General features: G+C 55.2%; 18 protein-coding genes. 10 read left to right on the forward strand and 8 right to left on the reverse strand.

From position 1 onward, the window contains the following. Nucleotides 1-109: 109 nt before the first annotated feature. The 7 genes from ACR0IK_RS20705 to ACR0IK_RS20735 form a co-directional block, all read right to left on the reverse strand. Entirely contained in the window at nt 110-1,465 is a 1,356-nt protein-coding gene (locus ACR0IK_RS20705; protein WP_480643044.1) for an NAD(P)/FAD-dependent oxidoreductase, read from the reverse strand. Nucleotides 1,466-1,493: 28 nt separating this feature from the next. Next, entirely contained in the window at nt 1,494-2,921 is a 1,428-nt protein-coding gene (locus ACR0IK_RS20710; protein ID WP_480643045.1) for an aldehyde dehydrogenase family protein, read from the reverse strand. A gap of 31 nt (nt 2,922-2,952) precedes the next feature. Then, a complete protein-coding gene (locus ACR0IK_RS20715; RefSeq protein ID WP_480643046.1) occupies nt 2,953-3,774 on the reverse strand; it encodes an ABC transporter permease in 822 nt (273 codons plus the stop codon). Further along, nucleotides 3,771-4,661 carry an ABC transporter permease subunit gene (locus ACR0IK_RS20720; protein WP_480643058.1) on the reverse strand — a complete coding sequence of 297 codons (891 nt, stop codon included), beginning with the start codon at nt 4,659-4,661 and terminating at the stop codon, nt 3,771-3,773. The genes ACR0IK_RS20715 and ACR0IK_RS20720 overlap by 4 nt, the downstream gene beginning before the upstream one ends. A 16-nt stretch (nt 4,662-4,677) precedes the next feature. Further along, nucleotides 4,678-5,841 (reverse strand): ABC transporter ATP-binding protein, encoded by a 1,164-nt coding sequence (locus tag ACR0IK_RS20725; RefSeq protein ID WP_480643047.1) that lies wholly within the window; start codon nt 5,839-5,841, stop codon nt 4,678-4,680. Between the two features lie 93 nt (nt 5,842-5,934). Beyond that, the gene (locus ACR0IK_RS20730) at nt 5,935-7,026 is read right to left on the reverse strand and encodes an extracellular solute-binding protein (RefSeq protein ID WP_480595191.1); all 1,092 of its coding nucleotides are present in this window, start codon (nt 7,024-7,026) and stop codon (nt 5,935-5,937) included. 46 nt (nt 7,027-7,072) lie between these two features. Beyond that, a complete protein-coding gene (locus tag ACR0IK_RS20735; RefSeq protein WP_480643048.1) occupies nt 7,073-8,485 on the reverse strand; it encodes an aminotransferase in 1,413 nt (470 codons plus the stop codon). Nucleotides 8,486-8,544: 59 nt separating this feature from the next. Between ACR0IK_RS20735 and ACR0IK_RS20740 the strand changes: the two genes are divergently transcribed. After that, a complete protein-coding gene (locus ACR0IK_RS20740) occupies nt 8,545-9,282 on the forward strand; it encodes a TetR/AcrR family transcriptional regulator (protein WP_480643049.1) in 738 nt (245 codons plus the stop codon). 41 nt (nt 9,283-9,323) lie between these two features. Here ACR0IK_RS20740 and ACR0IK_RS20745 read toward each other — a convergent pair whose 3' ends face one another. Beyond that, nucleotides 9,324-9,608: an integrase core domain-containing protein gene (locus tag ACR0IK_RS20745; RefSeq protein WP_480595181.1), complete on the reverse strand. Its 285-nt coding sequence runs from the start codon at nt 9,606-9,608 to the stop codon at nt 9,324-9,326. Between the two features lie 757 nt (nt 9,609-10,365). Here ACR0IK_RS20745 and ACR0IK_RS20750 point away from each other — a divergent pair. The 9 genes from ACR0IK_RS20750 (at nt 10,366) to ACR0IK_RS20790 (ending at nt 24,016) form a co-directional block, all read left to right on the forward strand. Then, the gene (locus ACR0IK_RS20750; protein ID WP_480595175.1) at nt 10,366-11,013 is read left to right on the forward strand and encodes a glycine-rich domain-containing protein; all 648 of its coding nucleotides are present in this window, start codon (nt 10,366-10,368) and stop codon (nt 11,011-11,013) included. A 1,300-nt stretch (nt 11,014-12,313) separates the two neighbouring features. Continuing rightward, nucleotides 12,314-13,126, forward strand: a complete 813-nt coding sequence (locus ACR0IK_RS20755; RefSeq protein ID WP_480643051.1) for a tetratricopeptide repeat protein — start codon at nt 12,314-12,316, stop codon at nt 13,124-13,126. 51 nt (nt 13,127-13,177) lie between these two features. Continuing rightward, nucleotides 13,178-13,543 (forward strand): hypothetical protein, encoded by a 366-nt coding sequence (locus tag ACR0IK_RS20760; protein WP_480643052.1) that lies wholly within the window; start codon nt 13,178-13,180, stop codon nt 13,541-13,543. Nucleotides 13,544-13,575: 32 nt separating this feature from the next. After that, the gene (locus tag ACR0IK_RS20765; RefSeq protein WP_480595163.1) at nt 13,576-14,061 is read left to right on the forward strand and encodes an invasion associated locus B family protein; all 486 of its coding nucleotides are present in this window, start codon (nt 13,576-13,578) and stop codon (nt 14,059-14,061) included. After that, entirely contained in the window at nt 14,061-15,785 is a 1,725-nt protein-coding gene (locus tag ACR0IK_RS20770; protein WP_480643053.1) for a ShlB/FhaC/HecB family hemolysin secretion/activation protein, read from the forward strand. Before ACR0IK_RS20765 ends, ACR0IK_RS20770 begins: the two co-directional genes overlap by 1 nt. Before the next feature lie 42 nt (nt 15,786-15,827). After that, nucleotides 15,828-22,295, forward strand: coding sequence for a two-partner secretion domain-containing protein (locus ACR0IK_RS20775; protein WP_480643054.1), 6,468 nt, complete (start codon nt 15,828-15,830; stop codon nt 22,293-22,295). Continuing rightward, a complete protein-coding gene (locus ACR0IK_RS20780) occupies nt 22,295-22,669 on the forward strand; it encodes a hypothetical protein (RefSeq protein ID WP_480595149.1) in 375 nt (124 codons plus the stop codon). The genes ACR0IK_RS20775 and ACR0IK_RS20780 overlap by 1 nt, the downstream gene beginning before the upstream one ends. Nucleotides 22,670-22,825: 156 nt before the next feature. Beyond that, nucleotides 22,826-23,491, forward strand: coding sequence for a hypothetical protein (locus ACR0IK_RS20785; protein WP_480643055.1), 666 nt, complete (start codon nt 22,826-22,828; stop codon nt 23,489-23,491). A gap of 102 nt (nt 23,492-23,593) precedes the next feature. Beyond that, complete coding sequence (locus ACR0IK_RS20790) at nt 23,594-24,016, forward strand: hypothetical protein (protein WP_480643056.1); 423 nt, start codon at nt 23,594-23,596, stop codon at nt 24,014-24,016. The last annotated feature ends 52 nt before the right edge of the window (nt 24,017-24,068 follow it).

Below are 24,068 nucleotides of genomic sequence, written 5' to 3' on the forward strand. Positions count from 1 at the left end.
CTGAATTCAACTGCCGACGGTTGAAATCACAGCGAATGGCAATACCCTGCCCCTTTGCGGACAGGACGTGTTTGGTTTGGGCTATTTGTCAAAATTGGAATTTCCGGAACTACCAACCCAGATCCCTCATTCCGTAAAACGTGTATGCAAGCGGCAGGCTGTGGCGGCGAAGTCTGGGGAAAGGGATTGCCGCAGGCTGTTGTTGCATGAGCGAAGGCAAAGGTGATTTGTAGGGCTTGCCAGCCGCAATTCCTGCCAGCAACCGCCCGGTATAGGTCGCCATTGCAACACCGCCGCCGTGATAGCCAAACCCGGTCCAGGCGCGTCGCCAGTTTCCGATCTGCCCGGCATAAGGAATAAGGCCTCTGGTGAGACAGACCAGACCGCTCCAGTGAAACTCAGTTTCCGCGCAGATCAGCGCCGGGAACATGGCCTCGAATTCGTGGCGGATCTGACGCCGCATCCGCTGCATTGAGCCAGCTGTGATGTTGCTGGTGCCGCGCATTCCAAACAGCACACGGTTGTCCGGCAGCAGGCGAAAGTAGTGCAGGAGGTTACGGGTGTCGTATGCGATGCGCCGGGTCGTCCACCCCTGGGTCTGTTTTTCCAGTTCGGTCAATGGCCGCGTGACCATGATATGTGACACCACCGGCAAGTAGCGCCCCCGCAGCCAGTCCGGAAGGTTGTCGCTGCTGTAGCCGTTGCAGGCGACGATGAGACGATCAGCCTTAATCCTGCCGGTAGGCGTTTCGATGATGTAAATCCCGCCCGGCTCTTCATGCACCGAAAGCGCAGGGGTGCTGCCGTGAATCACAGCGCCGGCCTGCTGTGCTAGACGGGCCAGACCAGCAGCATACTTGCCTGGGTTCAAGCCGAAGCCTTGGGGCAGCAGAAAACCACCGTGGAAACCGTCGCCGTGCAAGCCTTCCTGTTGCATCTCCTGTGCTGACAGAATCGGGCAATCAACCCCGGCATAGCGGCGCAGACCCTCCGCCACCTCTGGTAGTGCACGCGCGGCTGAGGCGTTGTGGGCCAGGCAGTATTCTCCGTCAACCTGGGCCTCTGCCTCAATGCCACCGCTGGAGGTGAGATCTCGGACCAGGGCGACGGCCTCTTTCTGGGCGCTGTAGAAAGAGCGCAGGTCATCCTCGCCGAAGCGGCTGATGATCGCGCTATCTGCCAGTTTGGCGCCGCCGAAGCCGCAGAAGCCGGCATTACGCCCTGATGCCCCCCAGCCGGGCTGGGCGGCCTCGATTACAAGCGGCGCCTCGCCGTAGTCGCGGGCGAGATGCAGAGCCGTGCTGAGACCGGTGTAGCCAGCACCGATAATGGCCACACCCCCGCGCCGATCCCCGTCCAGCGCCGGAAAGGCAGGCGTGGCAGGCATCGTAGCCTCCCAATAGCTGCCAATCGGTGTCTCGGTGTCATAGGCGTGGGCGTCGTAGATGCGGTGAAGATTTGGCATGGCGTTGGTCCGTTCCGGCGGCGCCCCTTCAGAGCGCTGCGATCACCTTGGTTTCAAGATATTCGAGAATACCTTCACGGCCGCCCTCTCGCCCGACTCCCGACCTCTTGATCCCACCGAAAGGAGAGCCCGCGCCAAGGAAGGCACCGTTCACATTGACCATACCCGCGTGCAGGGCGCGTGCGACGCGGGCCGCGCGGTCACTGTCGCCGGTTTGCACATAGGCAGAAAGGCCGTAAGGCGTATCATTGGCAATGGCGATAGCTTCCGCCTCGTTGTCGAAGGGGATCATTACCAGAACCGGACCGAAGATCTCCTCCTGCGCGATGCGCATTGCATTGTTTACATCGGCAAAAATGGTGGGACGGGCATAGTAGCCAGTCTCAAATCCTTCAGGCTTGCCAGGTCCGCCGGCGACCAGCCGCGCGCCTTCGGCAATACCGGCCTCTATCATCTCCTGCACGCGGGTATATTGCTGCGCGCTGGACAGCGGCCCCATGTGATCGCCCGGTTCAGCGGGGTTGCCGACGGTCATTCGCTCGCATTTCACCTGCGCCAGTTCCACTGCGCGGTCATAGACGGTGTACTCTACCAACATCCGGGTGGCAGCATCGCAACTCTGACCAGTATTGATGAAACAGGCTTCGATACCCTCGGCGACAGCAGTTTCCAGATCGCAATCGGCAAAGATCAGGTTCGGGGACTTGCCACCCAGTTCCAGTGCCACCTTCTTGACCGTTTCCGCCGCGTCCCGAGTCACCGCGACACCGCCGCGGGTCGACCCGGTGAATGATATCATGGCGACATCCGGGTGGCGTGACAGCGCAGCACCAACCACTGGGCCTTCGCCGTGAACCAGGTTGAATACACCCGCAGGTACACCAGCCTCATGCAGTACTTCAGCATAAAGAACCGCGGAAAGCGGTGTCAGTTCCGAGGGTTTCAGCACCATGGTGCAGCCCGCCGCCAACACGGGCCCGACTTTCAGCACGATTTGGTTGATTGGCCAGTTCCACGGGGTGATCAGCCCGCAAACGCCTACCGGCATCCGCACCAGCGTGTCGCCATTGGTCAACCTCTCTTCAAAATCAATTGTTTTCAGGTCAGCAATAATGGCTTCCAGATGGTCGATGCCCACCTGGGCCTGCATCTCGCGCGACATGTTGATCGGGGCGCCCATCTCCAGCGATATGGCCTGTGCGAAATCATCTACGCGGTCGGTGTAGACGTCCAGCACCCTTTCGAGTAACACAATACGCTCCTCACGGTTAGTGGCGGCAAAGCCTGGCAGCGCAGCCCTGGCTGCAGCAACTGCGGCATCGACGTCTGCATCGTTGCCGAGTACGAGCGAACCGATTGGCTGTTCGGTAGCGGGATTGACAACGTCCACGGAACCGGTGCCATGGGGATCGGTCCAGCTACCGCTGATGTAAAACTGGGACAAGTTGTACTGCATTATTGTGTTTCCAATTTTGCCTGAGTGTATGTCACGCGGCGGCCATTGCTGCGCGGGTTTCCCGTTTCTGGCGACGTTCTTGTCGGCGGTTGATGAGCGACGCGGCGATGACACCGATGGCGACGACGCCTATCAGCATGGTCGAAAGAGCATTGATCTCGGGCGAGACACCCAGCCGGACAGAGGAATAGAGCTTCATCGGCAAAGTGGTGGAGCCGGGTCCTGAGGTAAAGGTAGCGATCACCAGATCATCGAGTGACAGAGTGAATGACAACAGCCAGGCCGAGATCACCGCAGGCGCGATTACCGGCAGGGTCACCTGACGGAAGGCGGAAAACGGAGTGCAACCCAGGTCCAGGGCTGCATCCTCCAGCGACCTGTCAAAACTTGACAGCCGGGAGGTGACCACCACTGAAGCATAGCACATGGAAAAGGTCGCGTGAGCGATGGTGATGGTCCAAAACCCACGGTCGAGACCAATGGCAACAAACAGCAACAGAAGCGACAGGCCCGTCACTACCTCGGGCATCACTAGAGGGGCGAAGATCATGCCGGAAAATAACGTGCGTCCCGGAAAACGACCCATACGTATCATGACAATGGCGCTGAGGGTGCCCAGGATTGTGGCAAGCGTCGAAGAGACAAAGGCGATGCGGAGCGTAATCCAGGCCGCTTCAAGGTAAGCTTCATTGTTCAGCACGATACCATACCATTTGGTGCTGAAGCCGCCCCAGACGGTAACGAGGCGCGAGTCATTGAAGGAATAGATCACCACCAGCAGCAGCGGCAGGTAGAGGAACACAAAGCCGAAGGTCAGCGATGTCAGGTTGAACAAGTTGAAGCGGCGGATCATCCCAATTCCTCCTGATGTTTCTGCTGATGGCGTTGAAACAGTACGATCGGCACTATCAGGATAGTTAGCAGCACGATGGCCACGGCCGCAGCGATGCCCCAGTCGCGGTTGGAGAAGAACTCGAGCCACAGGGTCTTGCCGATCATCAGTGTTCCGGATCCGCCCAGAAGATCCGGGATGACGAATTCGCCGATTGCGGGAATGAAGACCAGAAAACAGCCCGCGATCACCCCTGGCAGCGATAGCGGCAAAGTGATCTGGCGAAAGGCTGCAAATGCACTGCAGCCGAGGTCTTCGGCCGCTTCCAGCAGACGGCCGTCAATCCGCTCCAGTGAGGCGTATAGCGGCAGGATCATGAACGGCAGGTAGGAATAGACGATGCCGATATAGACCGCGATTTCGGTGTGGATGATGGCCAGCGGCTGGTCGATGAGGCCGAGCTTCATCAGGGTGAGGTTCAGGAACCCCTCGTTCTTGAGAATGCCGATCCAAGCATAGATGCGGATCAGGAAGCTGGTCCAGAACGGCAGGATTACCAGTAGCAGGAGCGTCTTGCGCCATTCCTGCGGAGCCTTGGCCATGGCATAGGCAACCGGGTAGCCGATCAGCAGGGCGAGGAGGGTTGCGATGGCGGCGACCTTGACGCTGTTGAGGTAGGCCTTGAGGTAGATGCCGTCCTCGGCCAGCCAGAGGAAATTCTCGAAATCAAGTTCCGCGAAGGATGCACGCAGCCCGGCAAGCCCCTCATCCAGGCTGAAGGTGGGGGCATAGGGCGGGCTGGCGGTGACGGAATCCGACAGGGAAATCTTGATGACGATCAGGAAGGGCACTAGGAAAAAAAGCGTCAACCACAGGTAGGGCACGAGGATAAGCAGGCGTCGGGATATGCTCATGATCCTGCCCTCACGCGTCGACCAGCACGCAGGCACCTGCGCGCCAACTGAGCCAGACCCTATCGTTCCAGTCGGTCTCGCGCCGCGAGGTCAGCAACCGGTTGGCTTCCTGCGCACGGATCAGAAGGCCTCCGTCAAGCCGAACCAGAAAGGTTGAGGCGCTGCCGGTATAGGAAATTTCTTCGACCGTACCCTCGACCATGTTCACGTTGTGCGCTGCTGCCGGTTGGTCCTTGGTGAGGTGGATTTTCTCGGGGCGCAGCACCAAGATCTTGCGAGCACCGGGCGTCAGAACATCACCGGGCTGTGGGCGGAATACCAGTTGGGTGCCGCCGTCCCAACGGGCTATCGCCAGTTCTCCCTCCATGCCCGACAGCTCGATATCCAACAGGTTCACATTACCAATGAAGTCAGCGACATAGCTGGACGCAGGGTGTTCATATATCCGCGCGGGCGTGTCGGTCTGCAAGAGCTTGCCTGCCTTCATGACGGCGATACGAGAGGAAACGGTCATCGCCTCTTCCTGATCATGAGTGACGATTATGAAGGTAAGGCCCAGCCGGTCCTGAACGTCCATCAGTTGAAACTGTGTTTCCTCGCGCAGCTTTTTGTCGAGCGCGCCCAGCGGCTCGTCCAACAGCAGCACTTTGGGTTTCTTGGCCAAAGAGCGCGCCAAGGCCACCCGCTGCATCTGTCCGCCAGACAATTGGTGCGGCTTGCGGTCTGCGAACCCTTCGAGCTGTACCAGCGCAAGCATCTCATCCACACGGTCCAGAATGTCGCGCTTCTTCCAGCGTTCCTGCTTGAGACCGAAGCCGATGTTCTTGGCCACCGACATATGTGGAAACAACGCGTAGGACTGGAACATCATATTGATCGGCCGCCGGTTTGCCGGGATACCTGTAAGATCCTGCCCATCCAGCAGAATGCGGCCCGAAGTTGCGTCCTCGAAACCCGCCAGCAAACGCATCATCGTGGTCTTGCCGCAGCCGGAGGGGCCGAGGAGCGAAAAGAACTCGCGTTCCTGAATGTCCAAGTTCAGATCCGAGATTGCGGTGAAGCCGCCAAAGGTCTTGGTCACATTCTCGAAGCGGATCAAGGGCGGGCGGTCTAGTGACTGCGGACTGGCAGGTTCGGCGTGGGCGGCGGCATGGGCCGGGTCAAAGAGGTTCATTGCTGCAGGTTCCTCTGTTGCTGGTCTCTGCCGCGGGCCGGGCGGGTGCCGCGGCAGAGCTAAGGATACGCGGCCCGAAAGCCGTGCGTCAGGTCACTCGCCGGTACGGACTTTCGACCATGTGCGGGTGTAAAGCCGCTCGGTCTTTCGGTCCTGCAACACAGGGGTATTCAGCATCTCCATCGTCTCTTCGGTCGGATAGACGGCGGGGTTGCTGGTCAGTTCCGGGTCAATCTCAGCCTGGGCGGTGAAGTTGGCGCTGCCGTAGCGGATGAAGTTGGCATTCTGGGCCGACACCGAGGGCTGCATCAGGTAGTTCAGGAAGGCGTGGGCCTCGTCCACGTTTTTGGCATCGGCCAAAATGGCGAGGCCATCAAAATCCAGCAGCGTGCCTTCTTCCGGGATGATGTATTCCAGATTGACGCCATTGCTGGCCTCCTTGGCTCCGTCCGCAGCCCAGTAGGCATCACCGCTCCAGGTCAAGCCGAGGCAGGCGTCGCCATCAGACAGCGCTCCGATCATGCCATCGGTCGAAATCTGGGCGATATTGTCACGGATTGCGCCGATATGCGCTCCGGCCGCCGCAATCTGGTCCTTGTCGCTGGTATTCGGGTCATAGCCCATGTCGATCAACGCCGCACCAATCACATCGATCGGGGAATCGGCGATCATTACACTGCAGTCAGTCAGCTTGCCGGAAATCTCGGGATCAAACAGAAGATCCCAGGATTTGGGATGGTCTTCGCCCAGACGCTCCGCCAGCTTGTCGGTGTTATATGCAATGCCGAAGGTCCACCAGTTGTAAGGTACCAGGTATTCGTTGCCAGGATCGAAGATTTCGATCAGTCCGGCGATCTTGGGCCAGACATGTTCCAGGTTCGGAATCTTGGATTTGTCGATCTTCTGTAAAACTCCAGCCGAGATTAGCCGGGCGGTGCCAGTGGAGGAGGGTACTATGATGTCATACCCGGAACTTCCCGCCAGCACTTTGGTTTCCAGCATCGCGTTGGAATCATAGGTGTCATAAGTGACGTCGATTCCGGTTTCCGCTTCAAAGGCTTCGATGATCGCAGGGTCGAGATAGTCGCTCCAGTTATAGATCACCAGTTCGCCCTCTGCCGCAGCGGCGATGCCCCAGATAATCGCGGCTCCGGCCATAAGGCTGGTTGTCAGCTTGGTATTCATGGTTTCCTCCCGTGATGGGGTTACGTTTTTTCTTGGGGTGCGGACCTCAGGCCCGCTCCCGTTCCAGTTCGAGCCCCTGACCCAGCAATTCCTGAGTAGCGTGCTCGACGCCTTCAGTAAGCATGTCGAACATGTCGTCGATCTGTGCCTCGGTGATCACCAGTGGAGGTGAGAAAATCGCCATGTTGCCATAGGGGCGGACCATCAGACCCAGTTCCTGGCAGCGGGCGTCAATGACGGCACCAATGCTCGCATCAATCTCGGCACTGGCCTGACCATCGCGGGTCAGCGAGCATTCAATGCAGCCCACCAACCCCATTCCACGCACATCCACAATCAGCGGCAGTTCCAGCATTTGACTCAGGCGCTTCTGGAAATGCGGAGTCACGTTGCGGACGTGCTCCAGAATGCCGTCGCGCTCAAAAATCTCAATGTTTTTGAGACCGGCGGCGGCACAAACCGGGTGTCCGGAATAAGTGTAGCCACTGGTGAAATAGACGTCCCTGGAGATATCACCCTCGATGTCCTTGAACAGACGGTCGGAGAAGATCGCGGCCCCCATCGGTGCATAGCCCGAAGTCAAACCTTTGGCGCAGGTGATAATATCCGGAGTGACACCGAAGAGTTCCTCGGAAGCGAACCAGTAGCCAAGCCTGCCAAAGCCGGTGACGACCTCGTCCGAAATGTAAAGGACGTCATGTTTGCGGCATATCTCCAGGCAGCGTTTGTGGTAGCCTGTGGGCGGTACGATCACGCCACCGGAGCCCAACACCGGTTCGGCGATGAAGGCGGCAACGTTATCCGCGCCCAGGTCCAGAATTGCGTTTTCCAGATCCGCCACCTTTTCTTCGAGGAAGTCTTCGATGCTCATGCCCGCGGGGCGGCGGAAGGCATTCACGTCAGGCAGGAAATGCGGGATGGACTGGTCGGTGTCGAACCACTGGCGTTCGCTCGGTTTGCCGCTGAGCGAGGCGGTCAGGTAGGTGCCGCCGTGATAGGCATGCGCCCGGGTGATGATGCGCTTCTTGGACGGCTTGCCCAGCAGATTATTGCGGAAGTGGACAAAGCGGATAGCGGTGTCTACTGCCGTTGAGCCGCCGGTTGTGAAATAGACCCGGTTGAGGTCGCCCGGTGCAAGCTGGGCAATGGCGTGGGCGAATTCTGCGCTCACCGATGTTGCCTCGCTGAAGGGCGAACAATAGGCCATCTTGCGGGCTTGCGCCGCCATTGCATCGGCAATTTCAGTGTTGCCGTAGCCGAGCTGCATGCACCACATGCCGCCGGGGCCGTCGATCACCTTGTTGCCATGCTCGTCGTATACATAGATGCCTTCGGCATATTCGCTGAACGTCCTGTCGGCTTTTCCGGCGCCTTGGACTTCCAGTCCTTCCCACGGATGGAAGTAATTTTCCTTGTCCCAGGTTTTGAAGTCTTCGAAGTCGTTTCCAAGTTTGGTCATCACGGTCCTCTGTCCGGAGTTATTGCTGTCATGAATGAACGTACATTCATTAGATGTAAATGAATGTACGTTCATTGTCGATGGGAATTTATTTCGATATTGGGCAAGGTGTCCTAAAGGCGCTAACCCGGCCGGGAGAAGAAAAGGGCAGGCAAATGACAAGTATCGAAGATACAAGAAAAAAGCGGAAGGTGGACAAAGATTTGCACCGTGAAGTGCTGCTGGAAGCTGCTGCCAACGTGATCCTTCGCCATGGGGTGAGCGGCGCGACAATCAGCCGAATCCAGGAGGAATCCGGTCTCTCCCGCGGTATGATTAACCTGCACTTCCAGTCAAAGGACAATCTGATTCGCGAACTCGCGATACACATGACGCGGGAATACAATGCGGCCTGGCAGGGCTTTACCAGCCAGGCACCACAAGAAGTGTGTATCCCGGAAGATGCCGCTGCCCGTCTGCAAGCGTTATTCGAGACGGATTTTTCAGAAGCAGTGCTGAACAAGCGCAGCGTACGACTGACCTTCGCCTTCCGCGCTGAACCTGATCTCCAGGCAGTTGGATCAGGTTACATCGAGACCCGTGGAACTGATCTGCATGATCATGTACGCGGCTGCTGCAAGGTGCTCTGCGAGGCTTGCGGAACTCAAGGTGATCCCGAAAAAGTAGCTATGGCAATCATGTCTTTGCTGGAAGGGTTGTGGACCGATTTTCACGCCCACCCCGATGAGTTCAGCAGGGAAAATGCGGTGGATATCTGCCAAACTACCGCTCGTGCTTTCTTCCCAGGTTACTTCTGAGCGTTAACACTGTGTCCAGCCCCTGTTCCTAGGTCACTGATTTATCGTTTCTCTAATACGGTTTCCGGAGCTGGTGGTCTCATGTTGAGCACCTGGTGAGGGCGGGCATGATAGTACTGCTTGTGCCAGTGATTGATGATGTTCTGGGCCCGTTCGGTTGTGGTGAACCATTCGGCATTGAGAACTTCCGGGCGGAGCGTGCCATTGAACCGCTCGTTGTAACCATTCTCCCTAGGTGACCCCGGATAGATGCGGTTCGGCTTGACGCCTACAGAAACAAAATGCGACCCGAATGCGCCCCCTACCGCAGTGGTGGGACATCTCACAGCACGGGTGGGGTCCAGACTTTGTTGTTACCGAAAAGCCAGAACTCACCACTCAGAATCACAAATTGAATGGCCGGTTGGTCCGCGAAACTTGAATTGGAGCCGATCTAGATTTTTGAAGCGCAACGAATGTCCGGAATGCGGGCTGCAACTGCAGCATAACACTAGCATGACGAACTTCCGGAGTGGGCCGATAATGACCAACGCTTTGGTTACCATCGGTATCCAAACAGGAGTGAAGTCTTAATTGGCAACCCGCCAGACATATCGAAGAAGCGTGACCCAGCCCCTTGATCGAGGCCGTTTGGATGTAGAATCCGTTCCTGTTTTGATGTTTCTAGTTCGGACAGACTCCATTCTTATAGCTTCCAACTTCGCGGATCACGTCCCGGCTCGATGCTTCGATGCGATGCCCTTTAAGCTCGCTTTGAATGACGCGAACCATAAGGTCGTTGAGGGGGGGCACGCGATAACATGTCGTCGATGGTTCGTTGTGTGCATATCCGACACCGCTGTCGTCGGTCAGGAACATGTATCGTCCGTTGGAAACCAGCGCGCCCTGTCTCATAAGATATTCAAGATGCGGCCCTTGACTGCTGGCTTCGATGCGATGTTGCTTAGCGCAATAGCGAGGCCAGTTTTGCTGCGAATTCGTCTCCGGCATTCTTGCTGCAAGCAGATTCCGGAAGGTGTCACATACTTGTCATATTTGTGCGCTAGTCAAAAACTGAAAAAAGAGAAAACATAGGAGGCTCCGATGACCTCTCTCAATACTCAGCTATGGGAGCTGATTAAGAAACACAAAATGCCTGATGATGCCGCGGGCACGCCGTTCAATGAACAGCTGATGACCGAAAACTGCATCTCTCGCGATACCGCCAATGTAGCGATCGCCGAGTATCAAAAATTCATGTATCTTTGTGCTACGCGACCAGAGCGCAATGTTCCCTCGAAAGCGGTTGATTTGGTGTGGCATTTGCATATGCAGCACAGCCGCGACTATTGGGATGTCTTTTGCAAGAAGCTTGGCAAACCCGTGCACCACAATCCCGGCAGTCCGGGCCCGCAACATCTGGATGACTACAAAGCCACAGTCAAAGCCTATTCGGCCCTGTTTGGAACACCCCCAAAAGGGATTTGGAAGCAAAAAGACAGGTTTGGAACTTTCGTGTTGCTGATCTTCTTGGCGGTGTTCATTTGCGTCGGCGGCAATTCTATCGTCCAAAGTGGCAATCTATTATTTGGAGCGCTTTGGTTGAGCATACCGCTCGTCTGTTTTGTGTTCACCCTCAATGGACTGACCTCCACAAGTGAGATGACGCTGATTTTTGAAAGTGGCGACCCGTTTGCCGACGATGATGCAGGTGACTGTGGTTCGGGTGATGGCGGTGGTTGCGGCGATTGAGCCGCTAGTCTTTCATTCTGGTTACGTTTGCTCTGGGCTGTATCACGGTTATAGAACGTCAAATTGGCCCTTGATCGGTTTGACCCAAAATCGCGATCGTATCCGTGCGGCTTCTTGCCGATACGCTGCGCATCTGGCGCAAGATCGAAAATAATTCTCGCATTTCTAAACTACAATAAACCGCTTCAAACCGGTCGATACTCCCGAACGGAATATATGCAGAGATGGATCACGTACTGGGTGTGAAATGTCGCGTTGGCCAGAAAATGGAAGAAACACGCGAGTTAATGGAAGAACTATGGAGAATTTTTCAGTTGGATCGCCCCTTAAAGGTTTACCTTTTTGCGAATAAAAAACTCAATAAAATCAAATGTGACTATGCCAATTACTTCATCGGACCTTCCTTTTTGGCAGCATAGTTTTTCCTTCCGACGGCAAAGAAAAAAAGCCGGCGGTGCGCCGGCTTGCAAAAGATAGAGGTGAGTTTAGTGTAGGTCGCGTCGACGGAATACTATCCGGTTGTTCCCATTAATCGCCAATGGCTCAACACCCTGCTTATAAAGCTCTATACACATATTTGATGGGTCTCTTTGAAGGTCAGCGGCCAACGCTTTTGCCGAAATGTACTCCTTTTCGAATTCGAAGACCGAAGCCGCTTCGACGACTTTCCATCTCTGAGAAGATCTGCCTTTGGTGAGCGCAGGACTAAGGAACCCATCAGTCATCAAGTTACTGATGGTTAAAGTACATTATGCAGCGTGCGGACGAGATCGGAGAGGTTGATCCTGATTTTGACGTAAAAGCATACTTGGAAGAGATGTGGGACGAATTTTGAGAGCTGGCAGGATGGTCCCAAGAATTGACGTTTTCTTCATAAAAAACTATCTCTTCCAGCCAAGTCATTCTCCGAGCGACATGCGTTGTAGCCATCCAGCAGGCGTTTTTGTCCCGTTGGAAACTCGAGCGCGACATTCTACTGTATTTTTGCTTGTCGATAACCGCATCACACTTGCGAAGTAACTTTTTCGAAAATCGATTCGTCGTTTAGCAGCTCTGAAGCTGGATCGCCTGTCTCCCGGGTCAGTTCGGTAAAGTTAAAAAGCTCAGACATTTTGTTTTCATGGATACAAATGTGGCGCCAAACCGGCCATGCACCTCTCCAATCGACGCGAATTGCCACATTGCGGTCACAGACCAAAGGCGCATAACTTTTTAGTGAAGTTCGATATGATTTTCCCCCTTAACGTGTGCTGTGAGCTTTGTTAGCGAGAAGCTAATAAAATAAACAAAAGGTTACGGAATGGGTATTTTGAGAACCGCTTTTGGCGGAGCAGTTTTTGCATCTATCGCGTGTGCCGCATATGCCGACGTTCCTGCGGGCATTGCTGCCCTTGAAGCTGGTAATGTTTCGGGCGCAGTCGAGGAGTTTCAGGCTGGTTTTGACGATGGTGATGCAGATGGTGCGTTCTTCATCGGGCGCCTGTTTGAGATGGGTCTGGGAACTGAGCGCGACATGCGCCGCGCTGTCGAGCTCTATAGCGCGGCAGCTGATCAGGGCAGTGCGTTAGCGAAGAACCGGCTCGGTTTGATGTACTTGAATGGCGAATTGATCTTGCAGGATTATCAGCGCGCTGCGGAGTTGATTTGTGCGGCGGCAGAGTCCGGCGATGCCAACAGCGCATTCAATTGCGGCTTACTATTCGCGGATGGACAGGGCGTAGATCAGGATGCGGCAAGCGCAGTGGCATTCTGGCAGCAAGCCGCAGAGCAGAACCACGTAGCAGCCATCAACTATCTGGGTCAGGCCTACCGCGATGGCGCAGGTGTAACGCAGAATTATGAGACCGCTTTTGAGATTTTCTCGCGCACCGGGGGAGCTGGCAATCCTCTGGGGCTCTTTGAGTTGGCCAAAGCCTATCAGTCAGGCAACGGCGTGGATAAGGATCTTATCAAAGCGCATGGCTATGCCAATTTGGCGTCCGCGCGGGGCATGGAAGAAGCTCGCACCCTGCGAGACACTCTGAACACACAACTGAACCGTGATGATCTGGAGGCAGCACAGAGCTTTGCCCGCGAATGGCAAGCAACTCCACTGCATCAGGCTTCGCAGTAGTCCCGTTTTCAGGTCTTCGAGTTTTTGTTGGTTCAGATTGGTTCATCTGTTATGAAAAATCTGCTTTTTCTCACGGTTGCTGTTCTGTGTCTCCTGAGCGGGTGTTCAGGTGCATCGCCTGAGCGCCTGAAAGAAATCTATAGCGTCTCTCCGTCGAGCAATGGCGGCTTTAAGGCCTCCATAGAAGTGCGCGCAAACCATGCCGATCAGCAGGATAAGTTCAGCCAGAACGCATTCAACGAGATTTGTGCGGGACCCGCGACCATCATGTCCCGCTCAGTGTCGGCCCCTTTCGACAAACAAACGACATACACACAAAAGACATGGAATGCTGCTGCCGGGCAATTGGTCCAGACTGCGAGCTTTCCCGTAAACACGCCGCATGTTCGCATAACCTACAGGTTTGAATGCGCATGAGGAGCGGATCTCTATACCGGCTGGCCGTGAGTATGGGTCTCGCCCTCTTCCAGTCGACGGCCTTGGCACAAGTGATTGAGCCCCAGTCTGCGGAAGAGGTGTTTTCGGACTGGCGGGTATTGTGCCAGCCGGTGGAAGAGGATGTCGCCTGCCATATGATGCAGAGCGTTGCCGCCGAAGAGAATGGCCCGCCAGTCTTTCTGCTTAGCGTTTCTGACGATGAAGACACGGGCCAAAGCTATGCAGTCATAACGGTTCCTGTTGGTGTCTATCTGGCTCCGGGCATCGAGTTGCACGTGGACAAACGCCGTCCCTTCAAAGTCTTGTATGAGGTTTGCGATCAGCTTGGCTGCCACGCGGGGTTTCGGATGGACGGAGATGTCCTGGCGGCATTCCGGAGGGGGCTGGAAGTCAAAGCCCGAGTTTGGACCGCTCGCGACAAGGCGGTTGATTTCCCGGTTTCTCTGCGCGGGTTCACCGCCGCTTACAATCAATTCAGAACGGCGGGGGACAACTGATGGGTTTGCGATCCCTCTTCCTGACCTCAGTACTCGGTCTCAACGCGCTTCTGCTGACGGCAGCAGCCGTTTCAGCGCAAGGCGTCTCACCCGGTGATTTGCAGCGCATCGGCAACGAAATTCTTCAGCAGCAAACCCAGCAGACGGAAGAACAGGAACAACGCCGCCGGGAATTTGAAGAACGTGAGGATGTGGTACAGGACCAGACCGCTAGAGAGGAACTCTATGTCCCTCCCCCGGGTGGCCCTTGCTTTGAGATCCGCAGTATTGATCTCAAAGGTTTTGAGGCCTTCAAACGAGAACCCGAAGGCTATCGCGATCTGATCGGCACCTGTGCGACAGCAGCCGACATCGCGCAGACATTGAACCTGATCAACACATTCTATCAGGAGTTGGGGTTCATCACGACCCGCGCTTACGTGCCGGAACAGGACATTGCAGACGGGTCTCTGGCGATCACCATCGTGCCGGGCCGCATAGAAGGCTATGTCTATGGAACCGGCCAGCCAGCGGATGCGCGTCTGAATACGGCCTTTCCGACTGCACGTGGTGACCTTCTGAACCTGCGCGATCTGGAACAGGGGTTAGAGAATATCAACGCACCCCGGTCGGCCAGCGGCCAGTTCCAGCTCGTGCCCGGAGAAACACCTGGCGGGTCCTTCATTCAGGTTGACGTGCAAGAGCGACGCCCATGGTACTTGGATTTCCAATTCGACAATTCCGGTTTTGAGTCCACCGGCCGGATCAAAGGCACCAGCACATTTGGACTCGATAACGGGTTAAACCTCAATGACCAGCTGCGGATCGGAATCACCACCACTCCATTTGAAGAACGTGGTGAACGCTATTCGGATTCTGTTTCTGTCAACTGGGGCTTGCCGGTGGGCAACTGGTTGTTCAATGCGGATTTTGGAACGAGCGACTATCGCTTCATCACCCAAGGCATCAACCAGTCCTTTGTCACAGAAGGACGCAGCCAATATCTGATCCTGCTGACTGAGCGACTGTTGATGCGGAACCAGACATCGAAGGTCTATGCCTACGGTGATCTGAAGCTGAACAGAACCAAAACCTCGATCAACGATATCGAGATCACCAGTCAGCGCCAGCGCCTCACAGTTGCCTCGCTTGGCCTTCGGGGCGAAAGCACCATCGGGCAGGGTCGGCTGTTCTGGAACATAGGCGTGAAAGCCGGGCTTGATGCGCTAGCGGCAGACATTCCTGAACTCAGCGTCATCGATCAGGAATTCCGTCTTGTGAAACTCCGCGCTGATTTCTCTGCTCCGCTAGGGAAAAGCGGGCTTACCTATCGGGGTACTCTGGCCGGGCAATACTCGGACGATATCCTGCCGGGTATTGAACAGTTCGGCATTGGTGGCTGGAGCACCGTTCGGGGCTTTCACGACAACAGCCTCTATGGCGACACCGGGATCTATCTGCGTAACACCGTCGAATGGGGAGCCTATAAGGCGCCCAGGTTTGAAGTGCGCATGAATGCGGGCCTCGACTTCGGGTATGTCAAACCGTCGGCCCTGCTCCGCTGGTCTCAGGATCATCTGGCAGGTATCAGCCTTGGCGCAGACATCATCATGAACAATCAGGTTACCTTGCAGATGCAGGTGGCGCACGCGTTAAGCCGACCTGACGAGTCCCCACCCAACACCAATCCAGCCTTCGAATCCGACAAGACCGTTGGGTATGTCAGTCTGAGGTTGCAGTTCTGATGAAGCGTTTTGTTGAGCAAAGTAATTTGGGAAGCCGTAACCATGCGTAGTCGTGTTTTTGAGAAAGTTGTTTCTTCGGTCCTGACGCTTGCGTTGACGATACAACCTGCTTTGCTTCATGCGCAGAACATCCAGCCTGTCGGCCCGAACACAGGTCCGCGCCCACATGTCGACCAGTCGCTAAACGGCACAACTGTCATCAACATCTCGACCCCAAATGGCGCGGGCGTCAGTCACGATGTCTACACCGACTTTCAGGCCGACGATCTGATCCTGAACAACTCGGCCACGATCACCAACACGCAGCTCGGTGGCGTGATTGAGGGCAACGGCAATCTGAGGCCAGGACGAGAGGCCGATCTTTGGATCGGTGAGGTCGTCGGGGGCAATCAGACTCAGCTGAACGGCATTCTGGAAGTTGCCGGAAAGCGCATGGACGTGGTGGTCGCCAACGAGTTTGGCATCACCTGCAACGGCTGCGGCTTCATTAACACTGGCCGTGCGACCCTAACGACCGGTAAGCCGCAATTTGCCGGCAACGGTGCGCTCACCGGGTTCGATGTACGCCGGGGTACGGTCACAATCGGCACCGGAGGTCTGAACCCGGAGAACAGGATTGCTCTGACCGACACCAGCCGCGTCGATGTGATCGCCCGTGCCGCAGCGATCTACGGCAAGATGCGTGCAGATCAGCTCAATGTCGTCGCCGGTGCCAACCAGGTGGACTATAACTGGTCTTACGATCCGGAAACGGGCGCGGTGACCGGGATCACCGAGCAGGCCGGTGAAGGGGCTGCCCCCGCATTGGCTGTGGACGTCGCCGCTCTTGGTGGCATGTATGCCAACGCAATCCGTTTGATTGCCACCGAAAATGGCGTGGGCGTGCGTCTGAATGGGGATATGGCGTCCTCAACCAACATTGCGCTGCGGACTGATGGGCAGCTTACGCTGGGCGCTCCTGCTGGTGGTCATACACCGCAGATCCGTGCGGGTGGGCGCGTCCAGGTCCGCAACCAGGGTCCGATCCTTCTGGAAGGTGCGATCACCTCCGAGAGCGGAGATTTGATCGACATCAGAACCAGCAATGGCGACCTGACCTTCAACGGTCAGGCAGCGGGCGGTGCAATCCGTCTGGAAAGCGCGGGGATGCTGAACATTTCCGGCGCGATTGTGGCGCGCAACGCGTTTGCGGCTGCATCAACTGGAAGCTCTGTGGGGCTGGACGGCAACTCCGAAGTCTTCGCTCAGTCCATTGATGTGAATGCGCTGACACTGCTGACGTTCGACGGCAAAGCCGCTGCCCTGGAAGCGGCTTCGCTGACGGCCGGAACTAAGCTTGTAACAGGTGCGGATTCTGAACTGATTGCGGAGTCTGTGGCTCTCACCGGAGGTGACGCCCGGATTGACGGTCAGGCGCAGGCGCTTGAAGAGCTGACCATTCAGGCGACAGACGGGTCGGTTGTTCACACAGGATCGTCACGGGGGCAATCTGTCACCGTAGCCGGTGACGAGATCCGGACAAGCGACGAATCCCAGATCGCTGCCGTCGAAAGCCTGTCGGTGACAGCTCAGGATCAGGCGATCATCGATGGTGATCTGGTCGCAGGGCAGCAGGCAAATCTGTCGGTGACAGCGGGGGATCTCGACCTTCAGGGGCAGATCAATGCGCGGAACACCAATGTAGCGGTGACTGGACAAACCAGCTTAGGTGCAGATGCACTGGCGGTGGGTCAATCCGTGTTGGAGTTTCAGTCGGGTTCATTGAACGGCGGGCTCAATGCATCTCATTTCAACCAGCTGCGCGCAGGTGATGGGCTTGCCGTCACCTTGGACTCAGGTGGGTTGTCTGTCGGCGCATCAGAAAAGGTGTTGTTTGATGGAGATCTCCTGCTCGATCTTGGCGGTGATCTGGAAAACCGCGGCACGATCAAAGCCAGCGGTGACCTTCAGCTGCGCAGCGGTTCGGATCTGAAAAACCGCGGTGGTCTGCTGAAGTCCGGTGACACAATGCAGCTTGTGGCCCGTGATGGCACTGTCCTCAACCAATCTGGACGCATCGAAGCGGACGGTGGCCTCGCTATCGAAGCAGAGACTTTTGACAACCGTTTCGACAGCATAGTGACTGAACCCTCACCGTCGGGTGTGGAGATATTCGCGGGAAATCCTGACAATAAGACAGCCAGCCGAAGGGTTTCAACCAATCCAGCTGATCTCGAACTAGAAAGCTGTTTCACCAGCAGCCGGTCGAATGGCGGTGCGGACAGAGCGAGCAGCTGCGCAACCATTTATAGCTTTGACGGCGTGTTCTCGAACAGGGGCGGTGTTACATGGAGCACAGGCACGTCTGTTGCGGCTTCCGGGGCTAAGCCGGAAATTCTGTCGGGCGCAGGCATTGCAATTCAGGCAGATACTGTGCGCAACGACGCTGGTTTGATCTCTGCTGAAGGCGGCATCGACGTTCAAAGCTCGAGTTTTGCTAACAATGGGTATCAGGACACCCGGGTCACGCACACTGCGACATACACGAGAAACCTGACCATCGAGATCAACGAGGGTAGCGGCGGAAGTGACGCGGCCTTCACCACACGCACAGAAAGAGTGACCTATTCGCCAGTCTCGCGTGAGACTTCCAACGGAGCTACGTCGGAGATAGGCCAAATCCTGGCGGGCGGCGCTGTCAACATCAGCAGCACATCAGTTGTGGCGAATGGCGATATCAGATCCGGAACCTCGAACGTTGTTGCGCCGCGCGATAGTTCAGCCGTGACAAGCGCGCCATTGCCTGACCTCGTTGTCCCCGGGGCGTCTCTGACACCGGTTCAACCAGAGCTTCAGGAACTGGCCAGCCTGGATACCTTGATTGGAGTGGGTCGGACAAACTTCGGGACAACCCCGGTTTCCTACGAAGACTTCATCTCTTCCGACTATTTTCTGGATCGCCTGCAAATCCAGGATGAGCTGTTCCAGAACATCAATCGACCCGCTGAATGGAATGGATATCCGAGCGACGGAACCTCCTATGAAGGCGGGGACGCAGTTCAGGGTCCGGGGACAGGATTCAACGGCTTTGGTGACCGGTTCGGCTTGTCAGATACAGGCTTGCTCGCTTCCCTAGACAAAGCCAACACCTCAGAAACTGGTGATCTGACAATCGTTGCTGGCCGGATTACCGGTTCGGGTGGGTCGCTGATTTCTGAGAATGGCTCATTGTCCCTGACATCCTTCGGGAACATTACATTCGAGGACACCGAACTTGGTGGTGATCTGGTTGACATCATCACGGGTGGGAATTTCTCAGGCAAGGCGCTGGTGATCAGATCGAGCTCTGACACCTCAATATTTGCTGCTGGCAATGTTACTATCGAAGGTCTGGCGCAGACAGAAGAATATTACACCAATACAAGCGTCACCAAGATCACCGAGAATCTTGCCTCGCGCTTTGACGTGGGTGGTGACCTGTCGATCATCTCCTCTGCTGACATGACATTGGCCGGTGTTCAGGCTCAGGTCACAGGGGACACGCGTCTGACGGCAGGTGGCAGTCTTTACCTGCTCGCCGAGCAGTCTGGTGTTCAATACAGCGAAGGCGATGCGAAAAACGGCACGGATCACCTGACCCTGACCGCCCAGGTTACGCAACTGTCCACAGGTGGGGACTTTATCGCCAACGCGGGTGGTGATGCGGTCCTGGTCGGCACGCAGATTGATGCGGGCGGAAAGGCACATCTGGCAGCGGCTGGCGATGTGGTTCTTGCGGCTGCGCAAGACATCTACCAGTCAGAAACCCGCAAAACCAGCAGCGGGTTCTTGTCGAAGAAGAAGGAAACGCGATCCACACTTGCCGTCACCAATCGAGGTGTCGGGATCACCGCTGGCAGTGACATAGATGTTATCGCTGAGACAGGTGACCTGACCACGGCTGGGACAGAACTTGCCAGCGTCACAGGTGATATCAACCTCACTGCGACTGAGGGCAATATCCTCGTTGGCACCTACACCGACGTGTTCGAAGAGACGCATGTCAAAGAAAAGAGCTACCTTGGTGGGCTGCTGAGCAAATCCAGCCAACTGCATACGGTCGATCACATCAACACCGGCACAGATGCGTTGGCGGCCCTGGATCTAAGCATCGTGTCCGGCACTGACACAACGCTTGTCGGCGCAACGCTGTCTGCTGGTCAGAACCTGAACATCACAACAGGTGGTGATTTCTCGGTTCAAGCCGCCATCGACAGTCACCGCTCCGAGTTTTTCGAGACCGACATGGGTCTGGTCACCATGACCACGATCACCGAGACCAGCTTTACGGAAACGGCCGTGTTGACCGAATTGCTTGCCGGACAAGGCATGAATTTCGACATCGGTGGCGATGCTGAGTTGGTGGTATACCAAACCGCAGGTGTTGATGCGCCGAACCCGCAAGATCTCTATCCTGAGGAACTTCTGGCCATAGACGGGCTGGAACTGATCAGCCAGGAACTGGCAGATGAGTACTTCTATGAAGAGAAAACGCAGCTCTCGCCTGCGTTTAAGGCGCTGGTGTCAATTGTGGTGGCGGCATATGTCGCGCCTCAGCTAGTCGGTGAGTTGCTGCCAAACCTGACCTCGGTAGCTGTCTCCAATGGAGCCAATGCGTTCACTTCAACAGCGCTCGTCGAAACGTTGGATGGTGTCGTAGCCGGAGATCTCGACCTGGGCGCGATTTTGGAAGCAGCTGCGTTCTCAGGTGCATCAGCAGGACTCACATCAGGCATCAACCTGAATATCCCCGAAAACAGCCCCCTAAATGATGCGCTGATCAATGGTCTTGGTAATCCGAAAGGTCCACAACTCACGGTGGCCGGCATTCTGGAAGGGGCGTTGGACGGCTCAATTTCCTCCGGTCTGAGTTCAGCCGTCTACGGGACGGACTTCGCTGAGGGGTTCTCTGCAAGCCTTGTACAGACAGTCACCAATCTGACGCTGGCAGATGCTCAATTCGAGATCGGTGATTTGGGTAGTGGCATCGAAAATTGGGAAGGTTCGGCTGGGCATGTACTGCTCCACGCCCTTGCAGGCTGCGCTGCTGCCGAGGCGTCTGACGCCGATTGCGCCGCTGGTGCAGCAGGCGGAATCGCACAGAGTGTTTACGCAGGAACGCTCGGAGACTTGCCTCCGGAGGAGAGGGCGCAGGCGCTTGCAAACTCTGAAGTCATTGGTGCGTTGGCGGGGTTTGCCTTCTCAGGTGGTGAAGCAGACAACGTTGTGGTGGCTTCGAGCGTTGCCAGAAGTGGCCTCGAAAACAACTACCTATCCCATGATCAATGGGCCGAACTCACTGCGAACATAGAGAGCTGTGAAGGTGATACTTCCTGTGTGGAAGAGCATTTGCTGGAATACACTGCCACATCAATGGCTCAGAACCTGGAGCTGAACAGCTGTATCAGCAGCAGCGACATTGCCTGCGTCCAAGGTATTCTCGACGATTTGAGGGACTTGAAGTCGGTTTATGCGGATACCTTCAATAGGTTTGAAGAAGCACTGTCGGACGCGGGTCTGGATGTAAGAGACAACGCACTTGTCGAAGGTCTGCTCGGCCTGGATGATCAGGGCCTTTATCAAGGCTACGTCATTTCCTTCAACAAGGGTAACTTTGATGGCACCTTGTTGGGTGACTATCACGAGTTTGCGGCAGCAAATTGCTCTGTCGGCACGGATTGCCTGAGATCGTTTTCCAAACACAGACAAGAGGAGTTTGAAAACGGCGCAACGGCACTGATGATCGCAGGCGCGGCCCCAGCGCTGGTTGGAGCTGCAATTATTGCAGGGCCAGAGGTTGTTGCGGCACTTGCAGCTTGCTCGTCCAATCCTCTCTGCTTCACCAATCTGACCGCTGCCGTCGGTGAAGCAGGGCTGGGTTTAAGTGGTGCCACTGCGGGTCAAACCTTCTTTGCTGTGGGTGGTGCGACAGCTGCGACAGGCGGTCGTTTAGTAATGCAACACGGCGATCAAATCATCGCGGTGTTCGACGATGTCGGCAACATCTTCAAACCCGTGTCTCAGACCGTCGATGACACCGGACGCTTTTTGGTCACAAATATTGATGGAGCCATTGGGTATCTCGACGACGGAAACCAGTTTGTACCCAATGTCGTTAATCGAACTGGGTTTGAGGACCTTGCGCAGTTTAGGGATGAACTTGGATTGCCGCCGGCAGGCTCGACATCAGATCGAAGCACATTGGCGATGGTGGAAGTGAACGGCCAACAGATTTACGGCATCAACGGGCACGGACAGCCTGTGGCAGGTGTAAATGCGATTTCACGTACCCATGCTGAAATCGATGCACTGAACCAAATTCAACAACGCGGGATTGATGTACGTGGTCAAGATTTAACACTATATGTGGACCGTACACCCTGTACAGCATGCAACCAAAATGGTGGGATTAGGTCAATGGTTGAACAACTTGGCCTAAACCAGCTTACAGTCATTGGGCCGGAGGGCCCGTTAGTAATCAGGCCAAGATAATGAAAGCGATCTTAGATAAACGCCAAGGTGTAAAAAACGTTGAGCAAACCTATGAAGTTACGCAGGTATCCGAAGCAACAAACATCGTTGGTATGTTGGATGGTGCTGTTCACACCCTTGCCTATTTTGAGCGCGCCGACGGCAGTACACTAATGGTTGGTGGAGGAGGACAGCATTGTATTGTCACCTTTACGGGCGGTGGACAGAATTTGACGCTTGCTAGCGATGCCGAGGCAAAGGACGATCTGATTGAAATTTGTGCCGGTGGCCAATATGGCGAATATCCTGCGGAAATTGTTTGCAGTGTTGATCAGGCCAACACCGCGGTTACCAAGTTTTATGAAGGCAACGAAGCAATTCTAAAGTGGATTTAGAATGCTCAGTGTAGCCTCCTAAAGGTTGAAACCGAAAGTATCCTTGCTGGCAATCCTTTCAATGACGACAAAACTCAAATTTCTCATTCAATAAGATTCACCTAAACAGCCCACATCCGGGGCTGAGTTTTTTCTTTTTCATGAAAGGTGCGAACTGTGTCGATCACCGGCAAATGTTACATACTGATCATTTTAGCAAGCCTTGGAACGTTTCTGACGGCGTCAGCCTCTGATGGCGAGGAAGGTTCGAAACTGCAAAATGGGAAAGCGCGCGCAAGTTTCCAACAAGCATTCAACATGTTCAAAGAAATCTGCCTGGATGGGCTTCCCGACTTCAGACGATCTAAAGACTACGCTTCCGAAAAATTTGGAGCATCATTTGATGATCGAAAGGACAGAACTTGGACACCTCTCAACTCTGGCAGTTTTGTTAAATCTGTGACTATTTCCAGGGGCGATGAAGGCTCGGTATACTTGGACGTGGATGGCAGGGATGAACAATTATCCAAGAAATTTCGAACCCTATTACCTGATATTCCCTCATCAGGCATCCACTATATAAGTGCAGGAATGGGTGATGATGTAGATCATCTTGCGAAATGGCAGTATCTAATTAGTGCCGATGAGAACACTGACTATAGACTGCTTAAAGAATACCGATATTTAAATACGAGGTTGGGAGATCGTGCGACTTTAACTTTAAGTGTTGCTTACCATAGGTTTGAATGCACGGTCACAAGGGAACAATTGGAGTTGTTCGGTTTAACCGGTGCCCCTCCACGAGAAGGATTACTACTGTCACATGCCGAAAGATGGTGTTGATTTTTGTGCCAATATTTCCTCAGCGCGTAATCCGGTATTGAGCGGGTGTTATCAGCAAAGCGGATATAAAAAAGTAAGAGAAATGGAACGAGTGAAAGTAGCGTGAAACGCGTTCCATTACGTGCTCAGTTTGCCGTGGATGTTACTAGCATCAAAAATAATAGCCTAAGTTGTGATTATGACGAACTATTCACGTATAGGAAGGTAGCAAGACAAATGCGAAAGTATGCACGTGGCTGTTGGCTGAGCGTTGTACTGGGCTTCAGCGTCATATCAATCGCATCGGCCCAAGGTAGTCAGGTGGAAGATGGAGCGCACCGTCTTCTGGAAGCATTCGAGGTGGTTTGCTTGGAGCATTTACCAGAATTCAAAGGATCAATTGACGAGTCAAAGAACGCTTATGGTCTTTCTGAGGGGTTGCGAGACGATGGGTTCATCTATTTAGGAAACGGAGGCTGGTTAGATGTGGTCATTCGTCCGGGAGATTGTCCGTCGTCAGGGATTTTGGGACAGATGGCGCTCTGATCTAAGAGAGGATGTGGCCCATCTGATTGGTCTGATTATGCGGCGGATTTGC

It is taken from the genome of Ruegeria sp. BF7, assembly GCF_056538605.1.

What these genes read in the sequence shown, in the direction of transcription:
- ACR0IK_RS20765 (WP_480595163.1), top strand. Translation starts at nt 13,576, where the DNA reads ATGGGTCTCGCCCTCTTCCAGTCGACGGCCTTGGCACAAGTGATTGAG.
- ACR0IK_RS20740 (WP_480643049.1), top strand. Translation starts at nt 8,545, where the DNA reads ATGAATGTACGTTCATTGTCGATGGGAATTTATTTCGATATTGGGCAA.
- ACR0IK_RS20730 (WP_480595191.1), bottom strand. Translation starts at nt 7,026, where the DNA reads ATGAATACCAAGCTGACAACCAGCCTTATGGCCGGAGCCGCGATTATC.
- ACR0IK_RS20775 (WP_480643054.1), top strand. Translation starts at nt 15,828, where the DNA reads ATGCGTAGTCGTGTTTTTGAGAAAGTTGTTTCTTCGGTCCTGACGCTT.
- ACR0IK_RS20705 (WP_480643044.1), bottom strand. Translation starts at nt 1,465, where the DNA reads ATGCCAAATCTTCACCGCATCTACGACGCCCACGCCTATGACACCGAG.
- ACR0IK_RS20750 (WP_480595175.1), top strand. Translation starts at nt 10,366, where the DNA reads ATGACCTCTCTCAATACTCAGCTATGGGAGCTGATTAAGAAACACAAA.
- ACR0IK_RS20760 (WP_480643052.1), top strand. Translation starts at nt 13,178, where the DNA reads ATGAAAAATCTGCTTTTTCTCACGGTTGCTGTTCTGTGTCTCCTGAGC.
- ACR0IK_RS20735 (WP_480643048.1), bottom strand. Translation starts at nt 8,485, where the DNA reads ATGACCAAACTTGGAAACGACTTCGAAGACTTCAAAACCTGGGACAAG.
- ACR0IK_RS20770 (WP_480643053.1), top strand. Translation starts at nt 14,061, where the DNA reads ATGGGTTTGCGATCCCTCTTCCTGACCTCAGTACTCGGTCTCAACGCG.
- ACR0IK_RS20710 (WP_480643045.1), bottom strand. Translation starts at nt 2,921, where the DNA reads ATGCAGTACAACTTGTCCCAGTTTTACATCAGCGGTAGCTGGACCGAT.
- ACR0IK_RS20725 (WP_480643047.1), bottom strand. Translation starts at nt 5,841, where the DNA reads ATGAACCTCTTTGACCCGGCCCATGCCGCCGCCCACGCCGAACCTGCC.
- ACR0IK_RS20755 (WP_480643051.1), top strand. Translation starts at nt 12,314, where the DNA reads ATGGGTATTTTGAGAACCGCTTTTGGCGGAGCAGTTTTTGCATCTATC.
- ACR0IK_RS20780 (WP_480595149.1), top strand. Translation starts at nt 22,295, where the DNA reads ATGAAAGCGATCTTAGATAAACGCCAAGGTGTAAAAAACGTTGAGCAA.
- ACR0IK_RS20715 (WP_480643046.1), bottom strand. Translation starts at nt 3,774, where the DNA reads ATGATCCGCCGCTTCAACTTGTTCAACCTGACATCGCTGACCTTCGGC.